At 72.1% G+C, this 19,236-nt stretch carries 18 protein-coding genes; 9 read left to right on the top strand and 9 right to left on the bottom strand.

What is annotated here, in order from left to right; translation table 11 throughout:
- Window positions 1-7 precede the first annotated feature (7 nt).
- Window positions 8-439, top strand: a complete 432-nt coding sequence (locus ACN28C_RS29650) for a hypothetical protein (RefSeq protein ID WP_422770792.1) — start codon at window positions 8-10, stop codon at window positions 437-439.
- A gap of 111 nt (window positions 440-550) precedes the next feature.
- On the opposite strand, the gene ACN28C_RS29645 is transcribed toward ACN28C_RS29650, so the two are convergent.
- Both ACN28C_RS29645 and ACN28C_RS29640 read right to left on the bottom strand, forming a co-directional pair.
- Window positions 551-1,933 carry a serine hydrolase domain-containing protein gene (locus ACN28C_RS29645; protein ID WP_422770791.1) on the bottom strand — a complete coding sequence of 461 codons (1,383 nt, stop codon included), beginning with the start codon at window positions 1,931-1,933 and terminating at the stop codon, window positions 551-553.
- A gap of 158 nt (window positions 1,934-2,091) precedes the next feature.
- Window positions 2,092-2,355 carry a hypothetical protein gene (locus tag ACN28C_RS29640; RefSeq protein WP_422770790.1) on the bottom strand — a complete coding sequence of 88 codons (264 nt, stop codon included), beginning with the start codon at window positions 2,353-2,355 and terminating at the stop codon, window positions 2,092-2,094.
- 281 nt (window positions 2,356-2,636) lie between these two features.
- Here ACN28C_RS29640 and ACN28C_RS29635 point away from each other — a divergent pair, with 281 nt between their 5' ends.
- The 6 genes from ACN28C_RS29635 to ACN28C_RS29610 all read left to right on the top strand — a co-directional run bounded on the left by ACN28C_RS29635 (window position 2,637) and on the right by ACN28C_RS29610 (window position 12,415).
- Complete coding sequence (locus ACN28C_RS29635) at window positions 2,637-4,319, top strand: trypsin-like peptidase domain-containing protein (RefSeq protein ID WP_422770789.1); 1,683 nt, start codon at window positions 2,637-2,639, stop codon at window positions 4,317-4,319.
- The gene (locus tag ACN28C_RS29630; protein WP_422770788.1) at window positions 4,316-6,892 is read left to right on the top strand and encodes a tetratricopeptide repeat protein; all 2,577 of its coding nucleotides are present in this window, start codon (window positions 4,316-4,318) and stop codon (window positions 6,890-6,892) included. Before ACN28C_RS29635 ends, ACN28C_RS29630 begins: the two co-directional genes overlap by 4 nt.
- A gap of 22 nt (window positions 6,893-6,914) precedes the next feature.
- Entirely contained in the window at window positions 6,915-8,387 is a 1,473-nt protein-coding gene (locus ACN28C_RS29625; protein ID WP_422770787.1) for a vWA domain-containing protein, read from the top strand.
- On the top strand, window positions 8,384-9,529 hold the full coding sequence (locus ACN28C_RS29620; RefSeq protein ID WP_422770786.1) for a hypothetical protein: 1,146 nt from the start codon (window positions 8,384-8,386) through the stop codon (window positions 9,527-9,529). Before ACN28C_RS29625 ends, ACN28C_RS29620 begins: the two co-directional genes overlap by 4 nt.
- Complete coding sequence (locus ACN28C_RS29615) at window positions 9,526-10,932, top strand: ABC transporter substrate-binding protein (protein WP_422770785.1); 1,407 nt, start codon at window positions 9,526-9,528, stop codon at window positions 10,930-10,932. The genes ACN28C_RS29620 and ACN28C_RS29615 overlap by 4 nt, the downstream gene beginning before the upstream one ends.
- Window positions 10,933-11,008: 76 nt before the next feature.
- Window positions 11,009-12,415, top strand: a complete 1,407-nt coding sequence (locus ACN28C_RS29610; protein WP_422770784.1) for a hypothetical protein — start codon at window positions 11,009-11,011, stop codon at window positions 12,413-12,415.
- On the opposite strand, the gene ACN28C_RS29605 is transcribed toward ACN28C_RS29610, so the two are convergent.
- From ACN28C_RS29605 to ACN28C_RS29595, 3 genes are read right to left on the bottom strand one after another with little or no spacing between them, the layout of a single operon-like run.
- Complete coding sequence (locus ACN28C_RS29605; protein ID WP_422770783.1) at window positions 12,391-13,224, bottom strand: hypothetical protein; 834 nt, start codon at window positions 13,222-13,224, stop codon at window positions 12,391-12,393. The genes ACN28C_RS29610 and ACN28C_RS29605 overlap by 25 nt on opposite strands.
- The gene (locus ACN28C_RS29600) at window positions 13,221-13,892 is read right to left on the bottom strand and encodes a hypothetical protein (RefSeq protein WP_422770782.1); all 672 of its coding nucleotides are present in this window, start codon (window positions 13,890-13,892) and stop codon (window positions 13,221-13,223) included. The genes ACN28C_RS29605 and ACN28C_RS29600 overlap by 4 nt, the downstream gene beginning before the upstream one ends.
- Complete coding sequence (locus ACN28C_RS29595; RefSeq protein ID WP_422770781.1) at window positions 13,889-14,503, bottom strand: hypothetical protein; 615 nt, start codon at window positions 14,501-14,503, stop codon at window positions 13,889-13,891. The genes ACN28C_RS29600 and ACN28C_RS29595 overlap by 4 nt, the downstream gene beginning before the upstream one ends.
- A gap of 136 nt (window positions 14,504-14,639) precedes the next feature.
- Here ACN28C_RS29595 and ACN28C_RS29590 point away from each other — a divergent pair, with 136 nt between their 5' ends.
- Window positions 14,640-15,992, top strand: a complete 1,353-nt coding sequence (locus ACN28C_RS29590; protein ID WP_422770780.1) for an MATE family efflux transporter — start codon at window positions 14,640-14,642, stop codon at window positions 15,990-15,992.
- 163 nt (window positions 15,993-16,155) lie between these two features.
- Here ACN28C_RS29590 and ACN28C_RS29585 read toward each other — a convergent pair whose 3' ends face one another.
- From ACN28C_RS29585 to ACN28C_RS29570, 4 genes are all read right to left on the bottom strand, one after another.
- Window positions 16,156-17,430: a hypothetical protein gene (locus ACN28C_RS29585; protein WP_422770779.1), complete on the bottom strand. Its 1,275-nt coding sequence runs from the start codon at window positions 17,428-17,430 to the stop codon at window positions 16,156-16,158.
- Window positions 17,431-17,482: 52 nt separating this feature from the next.
- The gene (locus ACN28C_RS29580) at window positions 17,483-18,121 is read right to left on the bottom strand and encodes a hypothetical protein (RefSeq protein ID WP_422770778.1); all 639 of its coding nucleotides are present in this window, start codon (window positions 18,119-18,121) and stop codon (window positions 17,483-17,485) included.
- Window positions 18,118-18,369: a YbaB/EbfC family nucleoid-associated protein gene (locus tag ACN28C_RS29575; RefSeq protein ID WP_422770777.1), complete on the bottom strand. Its 252-nt coding sequence runs from the start codon at window positions 18,367-18,369 to the stop codon at window positions 18,118-18,120. The genes ACN28C_RS29580 and ACN28C_RS29575 overlap by 4 nt, the downstream gene beginning before the upstream one ends.
- A gap of 209 nt (window positions 18,370-18,578) precedes the next feature.
- Window positions 18,579-18,827, bottom strand: a complete 249-nt coding sequence (locus tag ACN28C_RS29570) for a YbaB/EbfC family nucleoid-associated protein (protein WP_422770776.1) — start codon at window positions 18,825-18,827, stop codon at window positions 18,579-18,581.
- A 202-nt stretch (window positions 18,828-19,029) separates the two neighbouring features.
- Here ACN28C_RS29570 and ACN28C_RS29565 point away from each other — a divergent pair, with 202 nt between their 5' ends.
- Window positions 19,030-19,173, top strand: a complete 144-nt coding sequence (locus ACN28C_RS29565) for a hypothetical protein (RefSeq protein ID WP_422770775.1) — start codon at window positions 19,030-19,032, stop codon at window positions 19,171-19,173.
- Window positions 19,174-19,236 lie beyond the last annotated feature (63 nt).

Raw genomic sequence — 19,236 nt, 5'->3', positions numbered from 1 at the left:
CGACGACGTGCAGCCCACCGTCACCGCCGTAGCGGCGGCCCAGCGGGTCGGGGAGATCCTGCGGGAGGCCCATGCGCAGCTCCCGCCCGGCGCCGAGCTGAAGCCGTTCGGCGTCAGCGGCGTGCTGCCGTGCGACGACCCGACCGACGGTGGTCCGGCCGGCCGGGTCTTCGTGGAGCAGCAGTACGAGGTGGTCTTCCCGGCGAACTGGCGCACCGGGCAGGCACTGGCGAACCTCGCCGACTACTGGCGGCGGCGGGGCTACACGGTTGTCAACGACCTGCGGGACCGCAGCGACCCCCGGCTGAGCGTGCAGGACCCGGCCGACGGCTACCGGATCGGCGTCGCGGTGCACCATCGGGCTTCGGGCTCGGTCGACATCTATCTGATCGGCAGCTCGCCGTGCATCTGGAGGAATGGCACGCCCGACCCGGTGTAAAGGAAAACCCCAGAATCGGCTGTTGACGTGCAATCTCGCGGCACAGACGATCGTCGGCGTACAGCGCGTACGGCCACCGATCCCCGCCCCGGGGTACCCCGGCAACGCCGGTCAGCGCGCGGATGCGGCTAACACGTCCGCCACGGCGGCACGTACCGGGTCGGGGTCGGCCCAGCTCCAGTTGGGATGGGCGCGGTTGGTGAGCAGGGCCAGCACGAGCTTGCGGCCGGGGTCGACCAGCAGCGACGGTCCGGCGAAACCGGTGTGGCCGAACGTCCTGGGCGAGGAGAGTTTCCCCATGAACCACGGCTGGTCGAGGACGACACCGAGGCCGTGCGCCGAGGTGCGGCTGGGGCGGTCGGGGTCGATGGCGGGCTTGCCGGCATTGTGATCGGTGAGCATCTGCGCCACGGTGTCGGCGGAGAGGATCTGCCTGCCCTGGTAGCTGCCGCCATTGAGCAGGAGCTGGCCTATCGCGGCGAGGTCGGCGGCGGAGGCGAAAATGCCGGCGTGCCCGGCGATGCCGCCGAGGTGGTTGGCGACGTCGTCGTGGACGGTGCCGCGAAGCAGTCCACGGGAGGATCGGGCGTCGGTGGCGACGAGGCGGCTGGCCCTTGCGGAGGCGGAAAGCCAGGTCGTCGGGTTGAAGCCGGTGTCGCGCAGGCCGAGCGGTCCGGTGAGGTTGGACCTGAGAGCCTGGTCGAGGCGCTGACCGGTAACCTTCTCCACGATCTTGCCGGCGACCATCAGGCCGACGCTGGAATAGCGGAACGTGTCACCGGGGGTGGCACCGGAGATCAGCGGGGTGGCCAGGACCGCGTTCCACCGGGCGTTGTTGTCGGGCAGGCCGGTGACCTTGGCGCCGACCGGGAGCCCACTGGTGTGGGTCAGCAGCATCTCGACGGTGACCCGCTCCTTGCCGGTGCCGGTGAAGCCCGGCAGGTAGTCGCGGACCGCTGCGTCGAGGGCGACCCGGCCCCGCTCGACCTGCTGGAGCAGCAGGATGGCGGTGTAGATCTTCGTGACCGACGCGAGGTCGAAGATCGAATCGGAGCGCATCGCCACCCGTTGGTTGGCCGGGAGGAGCTTCGGCCCGGCGCCGTAGCGCAGCGCCTCGCCGACCACGCTCAGTGCCGTCGTCACTCCTCTGACCGTCACCATCGCTACCGCACCGGGAAAGCCGCCGTGCTGGAAGGTCTGCGAGGTGGCCGGCAGGTGCCGCTTGAGTAGGGCGGTCATTTCGGGCCCGTGCCGGAGCCGGTTGCCCGGCGGCGTCTCGGGGGCGGCGGCCGGGCCGACCGTACCGACCGGCGCGGGTGTGCCGGAGTGGGTCGGTGTGCCGTGGGTGCGCACACCTCCGGTCGCGCTCACCGACCCCCCGGGGCCGCTCCAGCCAACCTCCCGCCGCACGGTGTCGGGCCGATCGCAGGCGGCGAGGGAGGCGGTGGCGGCGGCGACGCCGGCACCGAGCAGCGTACGGCGGGTCACGGTCATGCCGGTGATGATGGCAGCCCCGCCCAGCCGCACTACTCGGCCGCCCGGCCATGCCGATATCCGCTGTTGCGGCGAGCGGCGTCAGTTCGATCTCTCGTTGCCTGGTTACTCTCCCGGACCGTGTCCGTCACCTCGTCGACATTCAGGGTGGTGCCCAGCTAGCCCAGGACGCCTACGTACTGGCGGGCGGCGGCGGAGCTGCCCTGGACGAGGGTCGCCGCCTCGGTGAGCCGCTGCTTGCTCTGCTCGGCGCGCTGGATCGCCTCCGCGATCATTGCGTGGTTTGTGCCGGCGGCGACCGTGCGCAGGCGGTTGAGCATCTGCTCGGTGCTCTCGATCGAAGACCGGATCTGGTTGAGTGTCGTGTTCCCCTGCTCGGCGGCTTGCGCGAGCGCTGCTTTGACTTCTTCGATACTGGCCATGTGGTCCTCCCCGACCTACGGATGCCCTGCTGCGGCAGGACTCGCCAGCGCGCCGCATCGTGACGCTTACGTGGGCGACCGAACACTATCCGAGAGCATCGAGGGATGCAGCCCTGCTCGGCGTACGCCCGCTCTGCGCAGAACCTCACGGCCGCCCTCGCCGCCGTCGGCATCGACCGGAGCTGAGAGTGCGCTACGGATCGGGAAGCGGGGGATGGCGTGCCGATTTCCGACCTTGACACGGGTGGCGTCGATTGGACACCTGCGAATAACGTTGCCGTGTGTCGCATTCGGGCCGCGCAGAGTGGCGGGCGTGCATCAGGGACGATCGCGCCGGTATTCGAGGTGGCGGCATCGTCCTCGGCGACCGGCACGTGCTGACCTGTGCGCACATTCTCCTGCCGGCGACACACGACGAGCAGGGCACGGCCCACGGACCTCCGTCTGACGATTTTCAGGTGGAGTTCGTCGGGCGGCGACGCCCGGGGGTCCCGCCGGGTTGGGCACGGGTGGCGGGCGGCTGTTGGAAGCCGCCGCAGGACGACCAGCGCGCCGATCTGGCGCTGCTCGAACTCGCCGATCCGCTGCCGGAGGGCACCGGTCCGGAGGTGCTGCGCCGGCTGCCGTCGAACGCACGCCGTCCCGTGCGGATGTTCGGCTTTCCGGCGGCCGTTCCGACCGGGGTCTGGGCGCGGGCGCGGCTCGGCGGGGACGGCGGCCCGGGCGGTGAATGGATCCAACTCGATCGCGATCCGATCGGCGTGGCCGTGGAGGCCGGGTTCAGCGGCACGGCGGTGTTCGACGAGGAGACCGATCAGGTCGTGGGCATCGTGGTCAGCTATCTTGCCCGCGGCGGTGCGGGTACCTCCTGGATGATCCCGGTCGAGACGATCATCAGATATCTGCCCCGGACCCGGGAGTGGGTCAGCGGCGACTCGGCGGTCGACGAGAGCTTCGCCAGGCCGGTCGGTCCGGTGGTCAGCGACGAGACGGTGGTCCGGCAGCTCACCGAGTTCCTTGCCCCCGGAGCCCGGCCGGAGACCAGGGTCATCGTCACCACCCCGGGGTCGGCGGTGCACGCCGCCGTGCGCGACGTGGTGCTGCGGACCAGCCGGGAGTTCCGGCCCGCCGACGCCGGCCCGCCCGGATCCGCGCCGGCCGCCGCCGGAGAACCACGACCGGGCCGGATCGATCTGGCCCTCGACGTCTCGGGCCGGACGGCGGACGAGGTGAGCAGCCGGATCGTCAACTGGATGAGTGTCGGTGCCTCGGCGAAGTCGCTGGTCGACTGCCTGACCGGGGAGCCGCCCCCGATGAGCCTGGTGCTCGACGGCGTCGACCGGGCGGCAGACCCGGAGGCGTTGATCGCGAAGGTGGTGCTGCCGATCGCGGAGCGGATGACCGGGCACGACCTCAGGCTGCTGCTGGTCTTCCACGACGACCACGCACCGAGCCTCGGCTGTGCCGCGACCGAGCTGTTGGGGAAGCGGATCGCCGTCCTGCAGGCCGCCGAGGAGGCCGCCTGGCGTAGCTACCTCCATGTAGCCGAGCGGGTCACGCCGGTCGATCCGCCGAAGCGCAGCGGTGCCAAGCTGCGGCTGCGGTTGACGGCGTTGCGGGTGGCAGCCACCCGGCCCGGTGACACTCCGTTGCTGCCCGCCGTCGAGGTGTGCCGCCCCCTGGTCGAGGAGGCGCTCGCCGCCGCCGAGGAGGCGCGACGGGATCTGGACGCGAAGCTCGACGAGCGCGACCGGTTGCGGGAGCGGCTCGACGCGTACCGGGCGAGCGTGCCCGAGCGGCTGCGGGAGGACCCGGCGCTGACCGCGCTCTACCGCGAGGCTCACGAGGCGCTCTGGCACGGGCCGTCCGACCTCGCGGCCTGCGCCGCTCTGGTCGACCGGTACGGAGCCCTGGTCCGGCGGCGCGGTGCCGGACCGGACGACCAGCTTGCGGAGACGTCGTGACGGGGACAGGTGACGGGGACGTGGTGACGGGGAACTGCAACCGTCCGGGCTGCACCGGGACGGTGGACGAGACGGGCTACTGCGACCGCTGCAACCGCCGGCCGCTTGCGGCGGCCACTCCCGAGGCACCGCCCGGCGTGCCCGACCCGACCGTCTCCGGCTCCGCTCGTTCCGGTCCCGCTCGTTCCGGCTCCGCTCGTTCCGGTCCCGCTCGTTCCGGCCCCGCCGAAGCCGGTGGCACTGGCTCCGACGGCACAGGTTCCGGCGTCGTCGGCTCCGGCGGCGCTGGTTCGGGTGCTGTCTCCAGGCTGGCGGACGGCCTGGTGCCGATGCCGGACCTGCCGCTGCCCGACCCGCTCAGCCGGGTGCGTGGCGCCACGGAGGTGCCGGAGTCGAGCCGCTTCTGCGGCGAGTGCCGGGCCCAGGTCGGCCGCGGCTACGCCGGCCAGCCCGGCCTGCTGGAGGGCTACTGCCGCCGGTGTCAGACACCGTTCTCCTTCGCCCCGAAGCTGCACCGTGGGGACCTGGTCGCCGACCAGTACGAGGTCGAGGGCTGCCTGGCCCGGGGCGGCCTCGGCTGGGTGTACCTGGCCCGGGACACCCACCTCGACGGCAACCTGGTCGCCCTCAAGGGCCTGATCACCAAGAACGCGGCGGCGCTACGGCTGGCGGTCGCCGAGCGTCGCTTCCTGACCGCACTCGACCACCCCAACATCGTCCGGATCTTCAACTCGGTCACGCACCAGGATCCGCAGACCGGTGAGCAGACCGGCTACATCGTGATGGAGTACCTGAACGGGCAGTCCCTGCAGGACGTCCTGGAGGCCGCCGCCCGGGGCGCCGAGCCGCTGCCGATCGAGCACGTGCTCGCGTACGGCCACGAGATCCTCGCGGCGCTGGAGTATCTGCACAGCCGGGGGCTGCTCTACTGCGACATGAAGCCGGCGAACGTGATCCGCTGCCCGGAGCGGATCAAGGTGATCGACATCGGCGGCGTACGGCGGATCGACGACAGCAGCGGCCCCTCGGTGACCACCGAGTTCTTCCGACCACCGGAGTACGAGATCCACCGACACGGTCTGACCGTCCGCTCCGACATCCACACGGTCGGCCGGACGCTCCAGGTGCTCTTCGAGGTGAGCGACGAGGGACGCCCGGCGAATGCCCCGGAGGACCGGATCGCCTTCGGTGTGGAGTCGTTCCTCCGGCTGGTCAACCGGGCCGTCGCCCGGCGCGACCGGCGGTTCGCCACCGCTGCGGAGATGTCCCGGCAGCTCACCGGAGTGCTCCGGGAGGTGCTGTCGCTGCGTACCGGCCGACCTCATCCGGCGCGGTCGGTGGTCTTCGCCCCGACCCCGGTGCTGCTGGACGGCGGGCTCGGTGCCGTACCGGGACTGGAGCTCTGGATCCGGGGCGCGACCGACCTGCTCGACGTCACACCGCCGTCACCCTCCTCGGCGGCGTCCGGCGGCCTGCCGGTGCCGATCGTGGACCCGGACGACGACGCGGCGGACCTGCTGGCGACCGCCGGTGCCGCGGACCCGCGGGGACTGATCGAGAAGCTGGCCAACTCCGGCCGACAGTCGGTCGAGGTCCAGTTCGCGCTCTGCCGGGCGTACCTGGAGGCCGGCGATCTCGACCGTGCGGCGCGCTGCCTGGACGCGGCAGTCGCCGAGCTGGGCGTCCGGTCCGACCACGACTGGCGGATCCGCTGGCACAGTGCGCTGCTCTGCCTGGCCCGCGCCGACGTGGCGGCGGGGCGCGACGAAGACGTGGCGGCGGGGCGCGACGAATTCGACGCCGTCTACGCCGACTGTCCCGGTGAGATCGCCCCGAAGCTCGCCCTCGGCTTCTGCGCCGAGCACCTGGCCGAGTACGCGAGGGCGGAACGCTGCTACGAGGCGGTCTGGCGGCGGGACAACAGCGTGGGCAGCGCCGCGTTCGGGCTGGCGAGACTGCGGCTGCGCGACGGCGACCGGGCCGGCGCGGTACGCATCCTGGACGAGGTGCCGAGGGAGAGCCTGCACTACGAACGGGCCCGGGTGGCGGCGGTCCGGATCCTCTGCGGGCGGCTTCCTGCCGGCGTACCGAGCGCCGGCATGGGCAGGTCGGGCGACGGTGGACCGACCTCCGGTGACGTCGCCGAGGCGGTCCGGCGGTTGCCCGCACTGCATCTCGACGGGGGCAACGAGACCGGCGAGGCCCGAGACCGGTTGACCGCGCTGGTCCAGGCTGCGGCGCTCGGCCTGGTGCGTCGGGATGCCCTGGTCCGTCGGGATGCCCTGGTCCGTCGGGATGCCCTGGTCCGTCGGGACGACCCGGCCGGCATCGGCGCAGGAGGCGGAGGTGGCGTCGACGGAGACGGCCTCGATGCCGCCTCCGCTGTCGAGCACCGGGACGCGGACGGGCTCGGGGACGGCGGAGAGGTGCTCGGCCGGAAACTGACCGAGGACGACCTTCGGCGGCGGCTGGAACGGTCGATGCGGGTGCTCGCCGGCCAGGCAAGGACCGCCGACGACCACGGGGCGCTGGTCGATCTCGCCAACGCGGTGCGGCCGAGGACCCGGTGGTGACGCCGTGACGGGAGGAGACGCCATGACTCCAGGGGCCGGCGGCCCGCTGCACGCCTTCGAGTTGGAGGTCGTGCAGAACAAGTACCGGTCCACCTCGGACACCGGGATGGCGGTGGTACTCAGGGTCGGTACCGGGCGTTCCGGCGGGGCGGGGGCGGCATCGGCGCCGGCCTCGGCCGCGGTGGCGATTCTGGTCGACTGCTCCAGCTCGATGGGGTATCCGCCGGCCAAGATGTCGGCGGCGAAGCAGGCCACCCGGGCCGCGATCGACACGATCCGGGACGGCAGCCGCTTCGCGGTCGTCGCCGGTACCGACGGCGCCCGGATGGTCTATCCGGAGCCGGCGACGATGGCGGTCGCCGATGCCACCACCCGGGCGGCGGCGAAGCAGGCGACCGGGCATCTCTACGACAGCGGCGGCACCGCCATGGGAAGCTGGCTGCGGCTGGCGGACCGGCTGCTGGCGCCGTATCCGGAACTGGTGCGCCACGTGATCCTGCTGACCGACGGCCGCAACCAGCACGAGACGCCGGAGGAGCTGGAGGCGGTGCTGACCGCCTGCGCGGGCAGCTTCGTCTGCGACGCCCGGGGCATCGGCGAGGACTGGGACCACCGCCAGCTGCTCCGGATCACCTCGGTGCTGCGCGGCGAGGCCGAGGCCATCGGAGACGTCGCCGAGCTGGCGGCCGATTTCGAGTCCATCATGGACAGGGCGATGGGGAAGCACGTTCCCGACCTGCGGATCCGCCTTGGCACGGCCCCGGGAGTGCGAGTGCGGTCGGTGCGCCAGGAGACGCCGACACTGGCCGACCTGACCGAGCACGCCACGGTGCTGGACGAGCGGACCACGGAGTTCTACACCGGCTCCTGGAGCGGTGAGGAGAGCCGCGAATTCCTCGTCGACCTGGCGATCGCCTACGGGCAGGACGGGGACCGGCCGCCGCTGGAGGAGGATGTCCGGGCAGCCCGGGTGGACCTGATCATGGCGGGGGAGCGGTGCGCCGACCCGCAGCCGATCGAGCTGCGCTGGACGGACGACCCGGTGGCGTCGACCCGGATCGAGCCGCTGGTCGCCCGGCACCTCGGGCAGGAGGAACTGGGCGAGGCGGTGGCGGCCGGCTGCGACGCCCTGGAAAGCGGTGACCGGAAGGCCGCGGAGGCGAAGCTCGGGCTCGCCGTCGTCCTGGCGGAGCGGCTGGGCAACGCCGAGATCCTGCGCCGGCTGGCCGGTCTGGTGGAGGTCACCGGAGACTCCGACCGGCCGGTACGGCTGAGGGACGACTGGACCCGCAGCGCCATGCTGCGGGTCGCGGTCAGCTCGGTGATGGTCGGCTCGGAGCCACGACTGACCGACCACAAGCCGGCACCCGAGCCGGCGATCGCGACCGGTCCCGACCAGGAGTGCCCCTGCGGGCGGATCTCACCACCGGACGCGCTGGTCTGCGAGGCGTGCAAGCGCCCGTTCGACCGCGCCGAGGACGGTGGGAGGGCATGATGGCGGGGCCGTCGGTGGGCGGCGTGCCGGCGGGACCATCGGCGGGTGGCACGGCGCGGTCGAGCACGACCCGGCGTACGCTGCTGCGGCTGCTCGGCTGCCTCCTCGGCGCGACGGCGTTGGTGCTGACCAGCTCGCTCGCCGTGGTATGGGGCACCCACCGCACCGCCGAGACGGTACGCACCCGGAGCCTCCCCTCGGTGATGGAGTTGGCGGCGGTCCGTACCGCGCTGGTCCGGGCGGACACCGCGGCGATCACGAGCTTCCAGAGCAGGCAGGCGGGGCTGGCCGGGCCCGGAGAGGAATACCAGAACCAGATTGCCGCCGCCAGCCAGAGCCTGGCCCAGGCGGCCGAGGACATCGGTTCCGGGGACGGCACGAGCAGCCGGCGGATCCAGCTCGTCGAAGGGCTGCTGGTGACGTACGTCGGCCTGGTCGGGCAGGCCGACGCGCACTACCGCAAGAGCGGGCCGGGCGGCCTGGCCACCGCCTATCTCTGGTACGCCTCCCGGCTGCTCCACTCCGAGCAGGGCATCCTGGCACAGCTCGACAGCCTGCTCGCGGCGGAGACCGACGCGCTGGAGGCGCGGCTGGCCTCCGGCTGGCTGAGTCCCGCCGCGACCCTGCTCTGGCTGGTGCCGGCGCTGATCCTGCTCGTCGGCACCCAGCTCTTCCTGCACCGGCGCTTCCGGCGCATGGTCAACTGGGGACTCGCCACCAGCACGCTCCTGCTCGCCCTGCTCGTCGCCGGTACGTCGTTCGCGCTTGTCTCAAAGGCCCAGCTGGCCGACGCCGGGGCGGAGCTGTCGGAGGTCCGCCGGCTCTCCGGCGAGCAGTTCCGGGCCGCCGACCGGGAGGGAGCCATGGCCCTGGAGAGACTCCTGCGGGATTCCTGCGTCCGGGACGACGGCTGCGACATCTCGAGCGACGTCTTCCGCCCCGGCCTCACCGCCGGGTCCCCGATGCCGGTCGCGGACCGCGACGTGCTGGGCCGGGCCGAGGAGGTCGACGAGCAGGCGGGGGCGGCGACCAGCGCGACGTCCTGGGCCTTCGTCGTCCTGCTGCTGGTGTCACCGATCGCGCTGCTCGTCTGGCTCGGGCTGCGGCCACGCCTCGAGGAATACCGGTACCGGTCGAGATGAGACCTCACCTGCGGCGTAAGGCCGCCCACCTGGTCCTGTTGCCGCTGCTGACCGCCGGGGCGGGGGCGACCGGCTGCCTCGGCCAGCCGGTCGAGGAGACGGTCAGCGTGCTCGCCTCCTGGACCGGTGCCGAGGAGGCGAGCTTCCGCACCGTGCTGCGGGCGTTCGAGGAGGAGCACGGCGTCGCGGTGGACTACCAGGGCACCCGGGCCGTGCGACAGATCCTCCTCGCCGAGGTGCAGAAGGGCACGCCGCCGGATGTCGCGGTGCTGCCGACCCTGAGCGAGCTGGCCGGGTATCTGCGCCGGGACGTGCTGCGACCGCTGGACGGCGAGCCCGGCTCGTCGTCGATGGCGCGGCAGTGGCGCGAGTTGGCCCAACTGAACGCGCGCGGTGGCCCGGACGTCATCCCGATCAAGGCCGACCTGAAGAGTCTCGTCTGGTACGTCCCGGAGCGGTCACCGTTCGGCGCGGCGGGACCGCCGACGAGCTGGGAGGCGCTGGTCGAGACCAGCGAGTCGCTGGCGGAGGCGGGCGCGACACCGTGGTGTCTGGGGATGAGCGCGACGCCGGGATCCGGCTGGCCGGGTACCGACTGGATCGAGGACATTCTGCTGCACCGCTCCGGGGTGGCCGACTACGACGCCTGGGCGGGCGGCAGGCTCGCCTGGGACTCGGCGAAGGTGAGGGCGGCCTGGACGGCCTGGGGCGATCTGGTCACCGCGCCGGGAATGGTCCGGGGCGGTGCCGACGCGGCCCTGCTGACCGAGTTCACCGACGCCGGCCGGCCGATGTTCACCGGCGGACCCGGCTGCCTCTTCGAACACCAGGCGTCCTTCGTGATCGGCATCCGGGAGGGCTACCCGGAGGACGACCGGGGCGGTGCCGTCCGGGCGGCCGAGGTGGCCGCTGCCGACTACCTGCCGTTCCCGGCCTTCCGCGACGCCGACCCGGGTGCCGGACGGCGGGACGCCGCCATGGTCTCGGCCGACTTCGCCGGCCTCCTGAGCGACAAGCCGGCGGCCCGGCGCCTGATCGAGTTCCTCGCCACCGACGAGGCCCAGCGGATCTGGCAGGGCAGCAGCGCCGGCACCTCCTTCTCGGTCAACCGGGACGTGCGGCCGAGCGATCGTGGCGCCGAGCCGGCCGGCGCCACCGGGCCGGACCGCCGCGCCGAGGTGCGTACCAGGATCGCGCAGACGCTTACCGACAGCCGGAGTCCACTCTGCCTCGACGCCTCCGACGTGATGCCGACCGCGATGGCGAACGCGTTCCAGCACGCCGTACTCGAATACCTGCGCTATCCGGAGCGGCTCGACACCCTGCTCGGCGACCTCGAACGGCTCCGCAGGTCGCTCGGGCCGGACGAGTGGCTCTCCGGCGCGTGCAGCGGGCCGGGTTAGGCCGTGCGGCGGGCCGGGTCGGCCGGCCGGCGATGACGTCACCCGACGGACGGCGATCGGGGGTAACCTGTGGCCCGTGATCGCGCCGGAGGCAACGGCGGTGGCGGCTCCGTCGGCGTGGACCCGGTCGCCGCGCCGCCGCCGTACGGTCGGCGGGGCACTGCGGGAGGCCGTCGCGGTGCTCGGCATGTCGCTGCGGTTGTTGGTCCGGCACTGGCCGGTCCTCTTCGCCCTCTTCTTCGCGGGTGCGGCGGCGCGGGAGTTCGTGACCCTGGGCGCGGTCCAGGTCAGCAAGATCAATGGGGTCCTGGGGCTGCTGGTGGTCATCCTGGGGCCGATCGCCACGCTGACCGCGCTGGTGCTGATGCTGCGCGTGCTGCGCCCGTCCCTCCCGTGGCTACGGCACGCGACCGAGCCGGCAGGAGCGGCGGAGGCGCGGGAGCGGGGAGCGCCGGGGGAGGCGGAGGCGGGTCGGCCGCGGCGCCGCAGGACTTTCCTCGACCACCTGGGCAGCGCGCTCGTGCCGTTCCTGACCGTCTACGCCTCGTGGGGATATCTCCAGGAAGATCTCACCGACTATCTGTACCGGCTCTTCGTCGACACCCATCTCGCCGACGCCGCCATCTTCACCGACCCCGCCCGGATCGCCGAGAACGCCGAGCGGCGGATCCCGATCGAACTCACCGGCGCGATCGTGGCGGTGGTGGCCGTCGCGGTGGTGCTGCGCTGGCTGCTCGGCAGGTGGCAGGAACGGCCCGGGATGGGATGGCTCGGCATCCCGGGGGCCTACGTCGAGATCATCTGGATCTCGATCGTCGCCGCCACGATCGCCCAGGCACAGGATCCCGCGTTGCAGTGGCTCCAGGAGCGGCGGATCGTCGTCTGGCTGGTGGAGACCTGGCACGATCTGGTGGACCGGTTGGGACCGCTCTCCGGGACGGTCCGGGCTGCCGGGGCGTGGCTGGTCGGAGTGGCCGGATCGATCGAGGTGGCCATCGTCGTACCGCTGGCCTGGCTGGCCGTCGGCGCGGTGGTGTATGGCCACCGACTCGTGCCACCCCCGCCGGCAGGGTCCGATCTGGTGGAACGGGCCGTCCGGCGCTGGCGCGCCCTTCCCCGTCCGCTCCGGGCGGTCGGGGCGAACCTCGGCGCCGACCTGCGTGAGCGGTTCGCACCGATGGTGCACAGCCTGCGACTGATGGCGCGGGCCGGCCTGGCGCCGATGCTCCTCTTCTGTCTGGCCTTCCTGCTGGCCCAGACCGCCCGGGAATGGCTCTGGGAGGCGGAGCGTCTGATCGTCGGCGCCCAGGACCTCCAGTCGGTGTGGATGCCGCTGTCCGGGCCGCTGTCCCTGCTCAACGACGCGGTCGGCACCGTGCTGCTGGCCTGTCTGCTCGGCGCCGCCGTCGACCGGGTGCTGCGGATCCGGCCATCTCCGGAGGAGCCGGACGGGGTCGGTCAGCCGACGGTCAGCCGGGCGTAGCGCGGTCGCTCGGTCGCTCGGAGAATCCGCAGCGCCACCGGTGTCGCCGAGCGGGGCAGCGCGAAGTAGACGACCGACCGGAACGAGCGCTGGGCGGGATCCTCCGCGTCGCATCCGGCGATCGGCAGCCGCGCACCGCGCAGCTCGGCCGCGTTCGGGCCGAAGAGCCGGCCGTCACGGTCCTCCAGGTGCGGCTGGCAACCGATCAGCGCGTCCGGGGTGGAGAGTTCGAAGGTCAGCGTCGCCCGCCAGGCCACCACGCCCTCGGACAGCGCCAGTGGGCGGCTGCCGGCCGGCGGCTCGGGATTCTCCCGGACCAGCTCGACCAGGCGGATCCGGGCACCGGAGAACGTCACCCAGCCGTCGGTCCCCGCCCTGACCGGGTCGCGGTACTCCGCCTGGGAGTACCGCTCGTAGCCGTCCCGTGCGCCGGGTGCGATCGCCAGCACGAGCGCGGGCAGCAGGGTCAGCAGTCCCCAGCGGTTGCGCCGCCACCAGCCACGGTGCCCGGAGACGGGCCGCGGGGGCATGGCTGGGGCGACCGAGGATTCCGTGGCGGTCCGCGAGATCGGGGGTTCCGCCGTGCCCGAGGTGGTGACGAGGCGGCCTGCGGCGGTCGGCGTGGCGGGGGGTTCCGCGACGGTCGGCGTGGCGGCCGGTGCCGCAGCGGCGGAGACGGATTCCACGGCCCGGGTGTCGACGAGTGACGGTCCGGCATCGACCATGGGCAGCATCGCGGTCTCGACCTCGGCGTACCTGAGGACCACGGTCGGCGGGCCGGGCCATGGCGGCGGTGGCGGCCGGGTCACGGTGCCACCACCGACGGGGTCGCCAGGGCCACCGGTGCCGGAGCCGCCGCCCACTCGTCCACCCGTGCCGGCGCCACCGCCGGCAACGACACCTCGGCCAGCGCGTCCATCCGGAGGTCGACCTGCTGCTGGGCGAAGCGCGCCGTCAGCCGGGTGGCCGCCGCGTCGCGGGGCAGTTCGACGGCGACATCCCCCTCGACGGGGATCCCCGGTTGCAGGACCCGGCCGCCGCCGACCATTGCCTGGGAGAACCGCGTCGTGGCCCGGAACTCCCGGCCACGATGGTCGCGGACCGCCGCGTACCCGATGGTGGTCGCCTCGGTGCGGGTGGCGAGCCGGACCCGCAGGACGAGCCAGATGCCCGCCGTGTCATACCGCTGGCCGCCGCTGTCCACGACGGCGGCGCCCCGGACGTCCAGCACGGTCGCGTCGAAGACTCGGGTCGAGACGGTCTCGCCGAAGCGGCCGACCTGGACGAAGGGCCGCTCGCGGGCCTCGGCGCCGCCGCCGTTGACGGGCCGCCAGTCGGCGATGGCACCACCGACGGCCAGCGCCGCGACGATCAGCGTGCCGGCGCCGACCCGCATGCCCATCCGCTGTGCCGGGCCAGGCGGTGCCCGATGGCTGGCGACGGATTCACGAGCCGAGTCGTCCGGTGGAGTCGTCATCCGATCCTCCGGTCCCGCACCGGCACCTCGACCACGGCCCGGCACTCGGGGTCGAGCCACTCCCACCGGTCGCCGATGGTGTCGAGCCGGCGCGTGGTCCCCCACACCTCCACCCGTATCCGGCTCGGTGGCGGGTCGCGGTCGTCCTGCTCCCAGAGGAATGCCAGCTCTTCCAGGAGTCCGGGGTTGAGGTACGTCGGTCGGCTCGCGTCGCGTACCAGCAGGACCTGGTCCGGCCGTTCGTCGTCGAGCCCGGCGACACCGGGTAGCCGGATCGTGTCGCCGAAGCCGGCCCGGCTCTCGGCGTCGGTGTTCCGGATCGTGGCCAGCACCGCCAGCCACCGCTTGCCGTCGCCGAGATGGAGCGTCGGCAGTTCGTCCACCGCCCTGCTGCCGGTCACCGCGACGTTCCACGGGCCGGCATCGACGGTCCTGCCGACCTCGACCGTCGGCACCTCGGGCTTTTCGACCTGGTCCAGACCACCGAAGAGGCCGGAGGCGGCCAGTCCCGCGACGCCGGCACCGATCCCCAGCCACCGCAACGGGACGGCCAGCAGCCGCGCGGCCGGCCCCGCCCGGCGCCCGCCCGGCCCCCCGCCGTGGTTAGACACGGTCCGGAGCATAGGCATTGATCGTTGATCGGGCCAGTCCGGTGCGGCAACCGGCAAGCCGGATCGGCCAGGACGGGAATAGTAAGTGCAGGACTCTATTGCACTCCTTACGAGTGCCGTGCCACCATCATCCGCGATGAGCCAGTCCCGCACACCCACCCCGGAGATCGCCCCGCCGTCACGGGCAATCGACGCCTCCGCGCGGCGGATCTTCGGACTCGCCCTCCCCGCCCTGGTGGTGCTGGCCGCCGAACCGCTCTACGTGCTGGTCGACACGGCCGTGCTCGGGCACCTCGGCGCGGTGCCGCTGGCGGCGCTCGCGGTCGGTGGTCCCGTGATGACCCTGGTCGTCTGGATCGGCACCGTCACCGCGTACGGGACCACGGGCCGGGCGGCCCGCCGGTTCGGGTACGGTGACCGGCCGGCCGCCGTCGCCGAGGGCGTCCAGTCCTCCTGGCTCGCCCTCACCGCCGGCCTGCTGCTGGTGGTCGTCATGCAGGTGGCGGCCGGCCCGCTGGCGCGTACCGTCGCGGGGAGCGGATCTCCCGAGGTGGCCGACGGTGCGGCGCTCTGGCTGCGGATCGCGGTGCTCGGCGCTCCCGGACTGCTGCTCGCGGCGGCCGGCAACGGCTGGATGCGCGGCGTGCAGGACACCCGCCGGCCGCTCTGGTTCGTGCTCGGGCCGAACCTGCTCTCCGCCCTGCTCTGCCCGCTGCTGGTATATCCGGCCGGCCTGGGCCTGGCCGGTTCGGCGATCGCCAACGCGGTGGCCCAGACCCTCTCCGGGCTGCTCTTCGCCGGTGCGCTGGTCGCCGAGCGGGTGCCGCTGGTGCCCCGCCCTCGGGTGATCGGCCGGCAGCTCGTGCTCAGCCGGGACCTGCTGATCCGGGGCGCGGCCTTCCAGGCCAGCTTCCTCTCCGCCACCACCGTGGCAGCCCGGTTCGGCGTCGCCGCCGTCGGCGCCCACCAGATCGCGCTGCAACTCTGGTTCTTCACTGCGCTGCTGCTCGACGCGCTGGCCATCGCCGCCCAGGCGCTGGTCGGGGCGGCGCTGGGTGCCGGCGACGCGGCAAACGCCCGGCTGCTGGCCCGACGGATCGCCGTCTACGGCGGGATCTGCGGTCTCGCCTTCGCCGTGCTGATCGGTGCCGGCACCGGCACCGTCCCCGGCTGGTTCAGCGACGACCCGCAGGTACGCGAGCAGGCGATGCTCGCCTGGCCGTGGTTCGTCGCGATGCAGCCGCTGGCCGGCGTCGTCTTCGCCCTCGACGGGGTGCTGATCGGTGCCGGTGACGTCGGCTACCTGCGCAACCTGACAGTGGTCAGCGGGCTCGGCGTCTTCCTGCCGATGATCTGGCTCAGCTACGCTCTCGATCTCGGGTTGGGCGGCATCTGGGCCGGGCTCGCCCTCTTCGTCGTGGCCCGGCTGGCCGGGCTGCTGCTGCGGATGCGTTCCGGCCGGTGGGCGGTGCTCGGCGCCACCCGGTGAGTACGGCCGTCGCGGCTGCTACCGAAACAAGCCGCCGCGCCGGCTCCGCTCCGACGCCGCCGCCGAGCGGTTCGCCGCCGGGTGACGTTCTACGAGATGGCGACCGGGACCCTGCCCCGGTGGGGCGACAACGCGAACCCGGCCGTGGCCGGTCAGCGGCGGTTCACGGCGTCGGGATGCGGGTGCCGGGCTTCCAGCCGTCACCCCGCCACTCGTTCGACGGGCCGGAGGGTGGCAGTTCGAGCGCGTGGTTGTTGTTGTCGAAGTGCGGTGCCCGGTCAATGACCTTGTCACTGACCGCGAGGGTGCCGCCGGCCTTGTTGGCGGCGGCCTTCCAGCTCTCGATCAATGAATCGGTCAACGCGGTCAGTGCGTCGCCAAGCGCCTTGAGCGGATCTCCGGTTGCCTTGCTGAGACTGGCCGCCGCCTCGTTGTACGCCTGGAGCTGGGTAGCGATGACGCCAATGTGGGAGTAGCCGACGTTCGCGTACGACAGTTGCAGGCTGTCGATGGTCTTGGCCGCCTCGACACCCTCGTCGCCGAGCCACTGGAGATTGTCGGCGATCGCGTCGTAGTACCTGCCCAGACTGCTTGCATAGATCACGTAGGCGCTGGCGGCGCCGGGTGACGCCCAGTACTGCTGAAGATCCTTGACCTGGTTGGCCATGTTCTCCCGCAGGGTCCGGTAGGCGTTCGCGCCGAGGCGCAGCAGGTTGGCCCGGTTGGCGATGATGCCGGGCCAGGCCGCACTGGCCTCGTCGATCAGGCCGGTGCTGCTCGTGCCCTCGACCACCCCCCACTGCCGGACGAGCTTTTCCGCGGTCTGCAGGTCGTCGTACCACTCGGTGATGAACTCCCAGAGTTTGCGGCGGCCCTCGGTCATCAGCTCGGCCCGGAGCTGGGCCTTCGGGGTTTTCGAGAGGTCGGCGCCCTTCGGGTAGAGGTCCTGTTGGATGATCGAGCCGTCCTTCAACAACATGTTCAGATCGTGGTTGACCGGCGTGTCGTCGGGAATGGACGGGATGACCGCGCCGGTGTGGCGGTCAGGGGCTTGGAAGTCGCCACCGGGACGGGCGACGCCGCTGGGCGGGGCGCCCAGAGCATCGACGAAGGGCATGAGCGGGCCACCCGCCAGGGCAGACAGGTCCGCCTCGACTCCGATGTCTGCCTCGGCGTAGTTGGCGGCCACCTGGTAAAGGGTTTCGCCGACGTCACCGAACCGCTCGCTGGCCAGGCTGGCTTCCCTGACGCGGTCGTCGCAGGCTTCCGCCCATTCGGTCCGCCACTTCTGGGCCCACTCCAGTGAACCCCAGGCGAAGTCGGGAACAGCACCGACGTGCCGGACGTAGCGTCCGATGCCCGCGCAGGCCATCGCATCGCCGTAGCGTCCGCTCGCGTGCCGGACCAGGGCGGCGGTCTCGACGTTGATGGTGCTCACAGCTTGCTGTCCCCTCTGGAAACGGTCACGATGGCGACGTACGGATGTCGAGCTACAGCAGCGTGATCACTTGCTGGGCCAGTTCGTCGGCCTTCTGTTCGGCGACTACGCGGATCGCGGCCTGGCTGGTGTCGGGCTCCCACCAGAGAACCCAGATCCGAACGGTCACCTGTCCGGTGAAACCCATCAGGAGTGCCGAACCGCTGTTTTCGCTGTACGGCTCGTAGCAGATCGTTCCGAGTGGCAGCGACGGGACGGGCCGGGTAAGGCCCTCGCACTGCATGCTGTCCACGAAGATCTCCCCGTAACGTTCGACCCGAACAGTTCCGAACGGATCGGTGTTGGGGCGAACCGCGTCCACGCTGGCGCTGGCGATGCCTGGTTCGGTGATTGGCTCGGGTAGCGAGAACGAGCAGTTGTAATGAGTCGCCGGGGGGCCGGGTAGCGCCGGCGGTCGTGGTTCCGGTCGGCTCATGCCGAGGGAGATCAGTATCGGTGGGAGGGCGTCGCAGGTCGGCATCGGTTTGTCGTGCTCGATCGGCTTTGGTTTTTCCGGGCCGGAGGTGCAGCCGGCGAGCGCGGTGCCGGCCACCACCGCGGCGAGCAGGACGTACGGGAGGGTTTGGTGGCTCTTCGCGGCGTCTCCCGGGCCTCGTGCGAGCTGGCGGTTCCGACGCTGGGGTCTGGTCACAGGGTGCCACCCCACCGCTGGAACAGCCGTTCCGACGTCTGCGAGTAGTCGGCGATGGCGGCGGCCAGGGCGCCGTGTACCTCGTCGGTGAGTTGCCGGTGGGTTAGTTCCCGGAAGGCGCCAGGCCCGATCGACACGCTGATCTCGCCCTTGGCGTCGCGGCGTACCTCGACGTATCCCAACGGGGAGCGGCCGTGTACCGGACTGCTGTCGAGTTCGGCGCGGAAGCGGTCGTACTGGTTTTCCATGATCAGGTCCTCACAGCATCGCGATCACGGGGGGTATAGCCTGCTCGTGCCGAGGGAGATCAGCGCCGGTACGAGAGCGTCGCGGCCTGGCAGTGGTTTATCGTGCGGGACCGGCATCGGGTCGGGTGGTCCGAGCGAGCAGCCGGGAGGCGAGAGCGCGGCGAGCAGCCGGGTCAGCAAGGGATACGGCAGGCTGCGGCGGGCGGTCGTCACGCCGGCTGTGCTTCCGCAACGGCCTGGGCAATCGCGCGGGCCTGCTCCTGCTGGAACGCGGCGATCGCGATCCGGGCCGCGCCGGCGATCTGGCGGGCGAGCTGGGCCTCGCTGTGGGTGAACCGCACATCCGGGTCGAGCTCGACCTCGACCTGACCCCGGCCGGTCAGGGTCAGTGTCACCGACCGGTCCGGTGAGCGTCCGACCGCGCGCATGGCATCGTAGGTGTCGGCAATGGATCCCATGGGTACCCGTCTCCCCGGTTGACCGCCGTTCACGGCGGGCCGACGGACCGCATCGGCTGGTGGTTCGACTACTCAACTCACCGCTTCGATTACGTTGAGCGTGCTTCAGGATAGGGGGTGTGCGACAAGGTCGTGGGGCAGGTGCGGGCACGGAGTATCGGCCGAATGAGCCACCGGCAACCCGGGCTACCCGGGTGAGCCGTTGGTCTTCGACCGCGACTACGGCAACTTCCAGTACGACGCCGGTCCGGCCCAGATCACCGGGACCGCCGGCCACTGCATCCTGGTGTACGTGGTCTACCGGAATCTCTCCGAGGAGCGGTGGGGCCCGATCCACTGCGGTTAGTACGTTGACCGCACCGGCGGACCGGGTGGGCATGCGGCTCATGACGAACGGCAGGCGGCGTAA

The organism is Plantactinospora sp. WMMC1484 (assembly GCF_049315195.1).
GTDB lineage: Bacteria > Actinomycetota > Actinomycetes > Mycobacteriales > Micromonosporaceae > Plantactinospora.
The sequence above is the reverse complement of the archived record's forward strand: the minus strand, read 5'-3'. Positions and strand labels throughout refer to the sequence as shown.

What these genes read in the sequence shown, in the direction of transcription:
- ACN28C_RS29575 (WP_422770777.1), bottom strand. Translation starts at nt 18,369, where the DNA reads ATGGAAAACCAGTACGACCGCTTCCGCGCCGAACTCGACAGCAGTCCG.
- ACN28C_RS29645 (WP_422770791.1), bottom strand. Translation starts at nt 1,933, where the DNA reads ATGACCGTGACCCGCCGTACGCTGCTCGGTGCCGGCGTCGCCGCCGCC.
- ACN28C_RS29600 (WP_422770782.1), bottom strand. Translation starts at nt 13,892, where the DNA reads ATGACGACTCCACCGGACGACTCGGCTCGTGAATCCGTCGCCAGCCAT.
- ACN28C_RS29625 (WP_422770787.1), top strand. Translation starts at nt 6,915, where the DNA reads ATGACTCCAGGGGCCGGCGGCCCGCTGCACGCCTTCGAGTTGGAGGTC.
- ACN28C_RS29590 (WP_422770780.1), top strand. Translation starts at nt 14,640, where the DNA reads ATGAGCCAGTCCCGCACACCCACCCCGGAGATCGCCCCGCCGTCACGG.
- ACN28C_RS29640 (WP_422770790.1), bottom strand. Translation starts at nt 2,355, where the DNA reads ATGGCCAGTATCGAAGAAGTCAAAGCAGCGCTCGCGCAAGCCGCCGAG.
- ACN28C_RS29620 (WP_422770786.1), top strand. Translation starts at nt 8,384, where the DNA reads ATGATGGCGGGGCCGTCGGTGGGCGGCGTGCCGGCGGGACCATCGGCG.
- ACN28C_RS29570 (WP_422770776.1), bottom strand. Translation starts at nt 18,827, where the DNA reads ATGGGATCCATTGCCGACACCTACGATGCCATGCGCGCGGTCGGACGC.
- ACN28C_RS29615 (WP_422770785.1), top strand. Translation starts at nt 9,526, where the DNA reads ATGAGACCTCACCTGCGGCGTAAGGCCGCCCACCTGGTCCTGTTGCCG.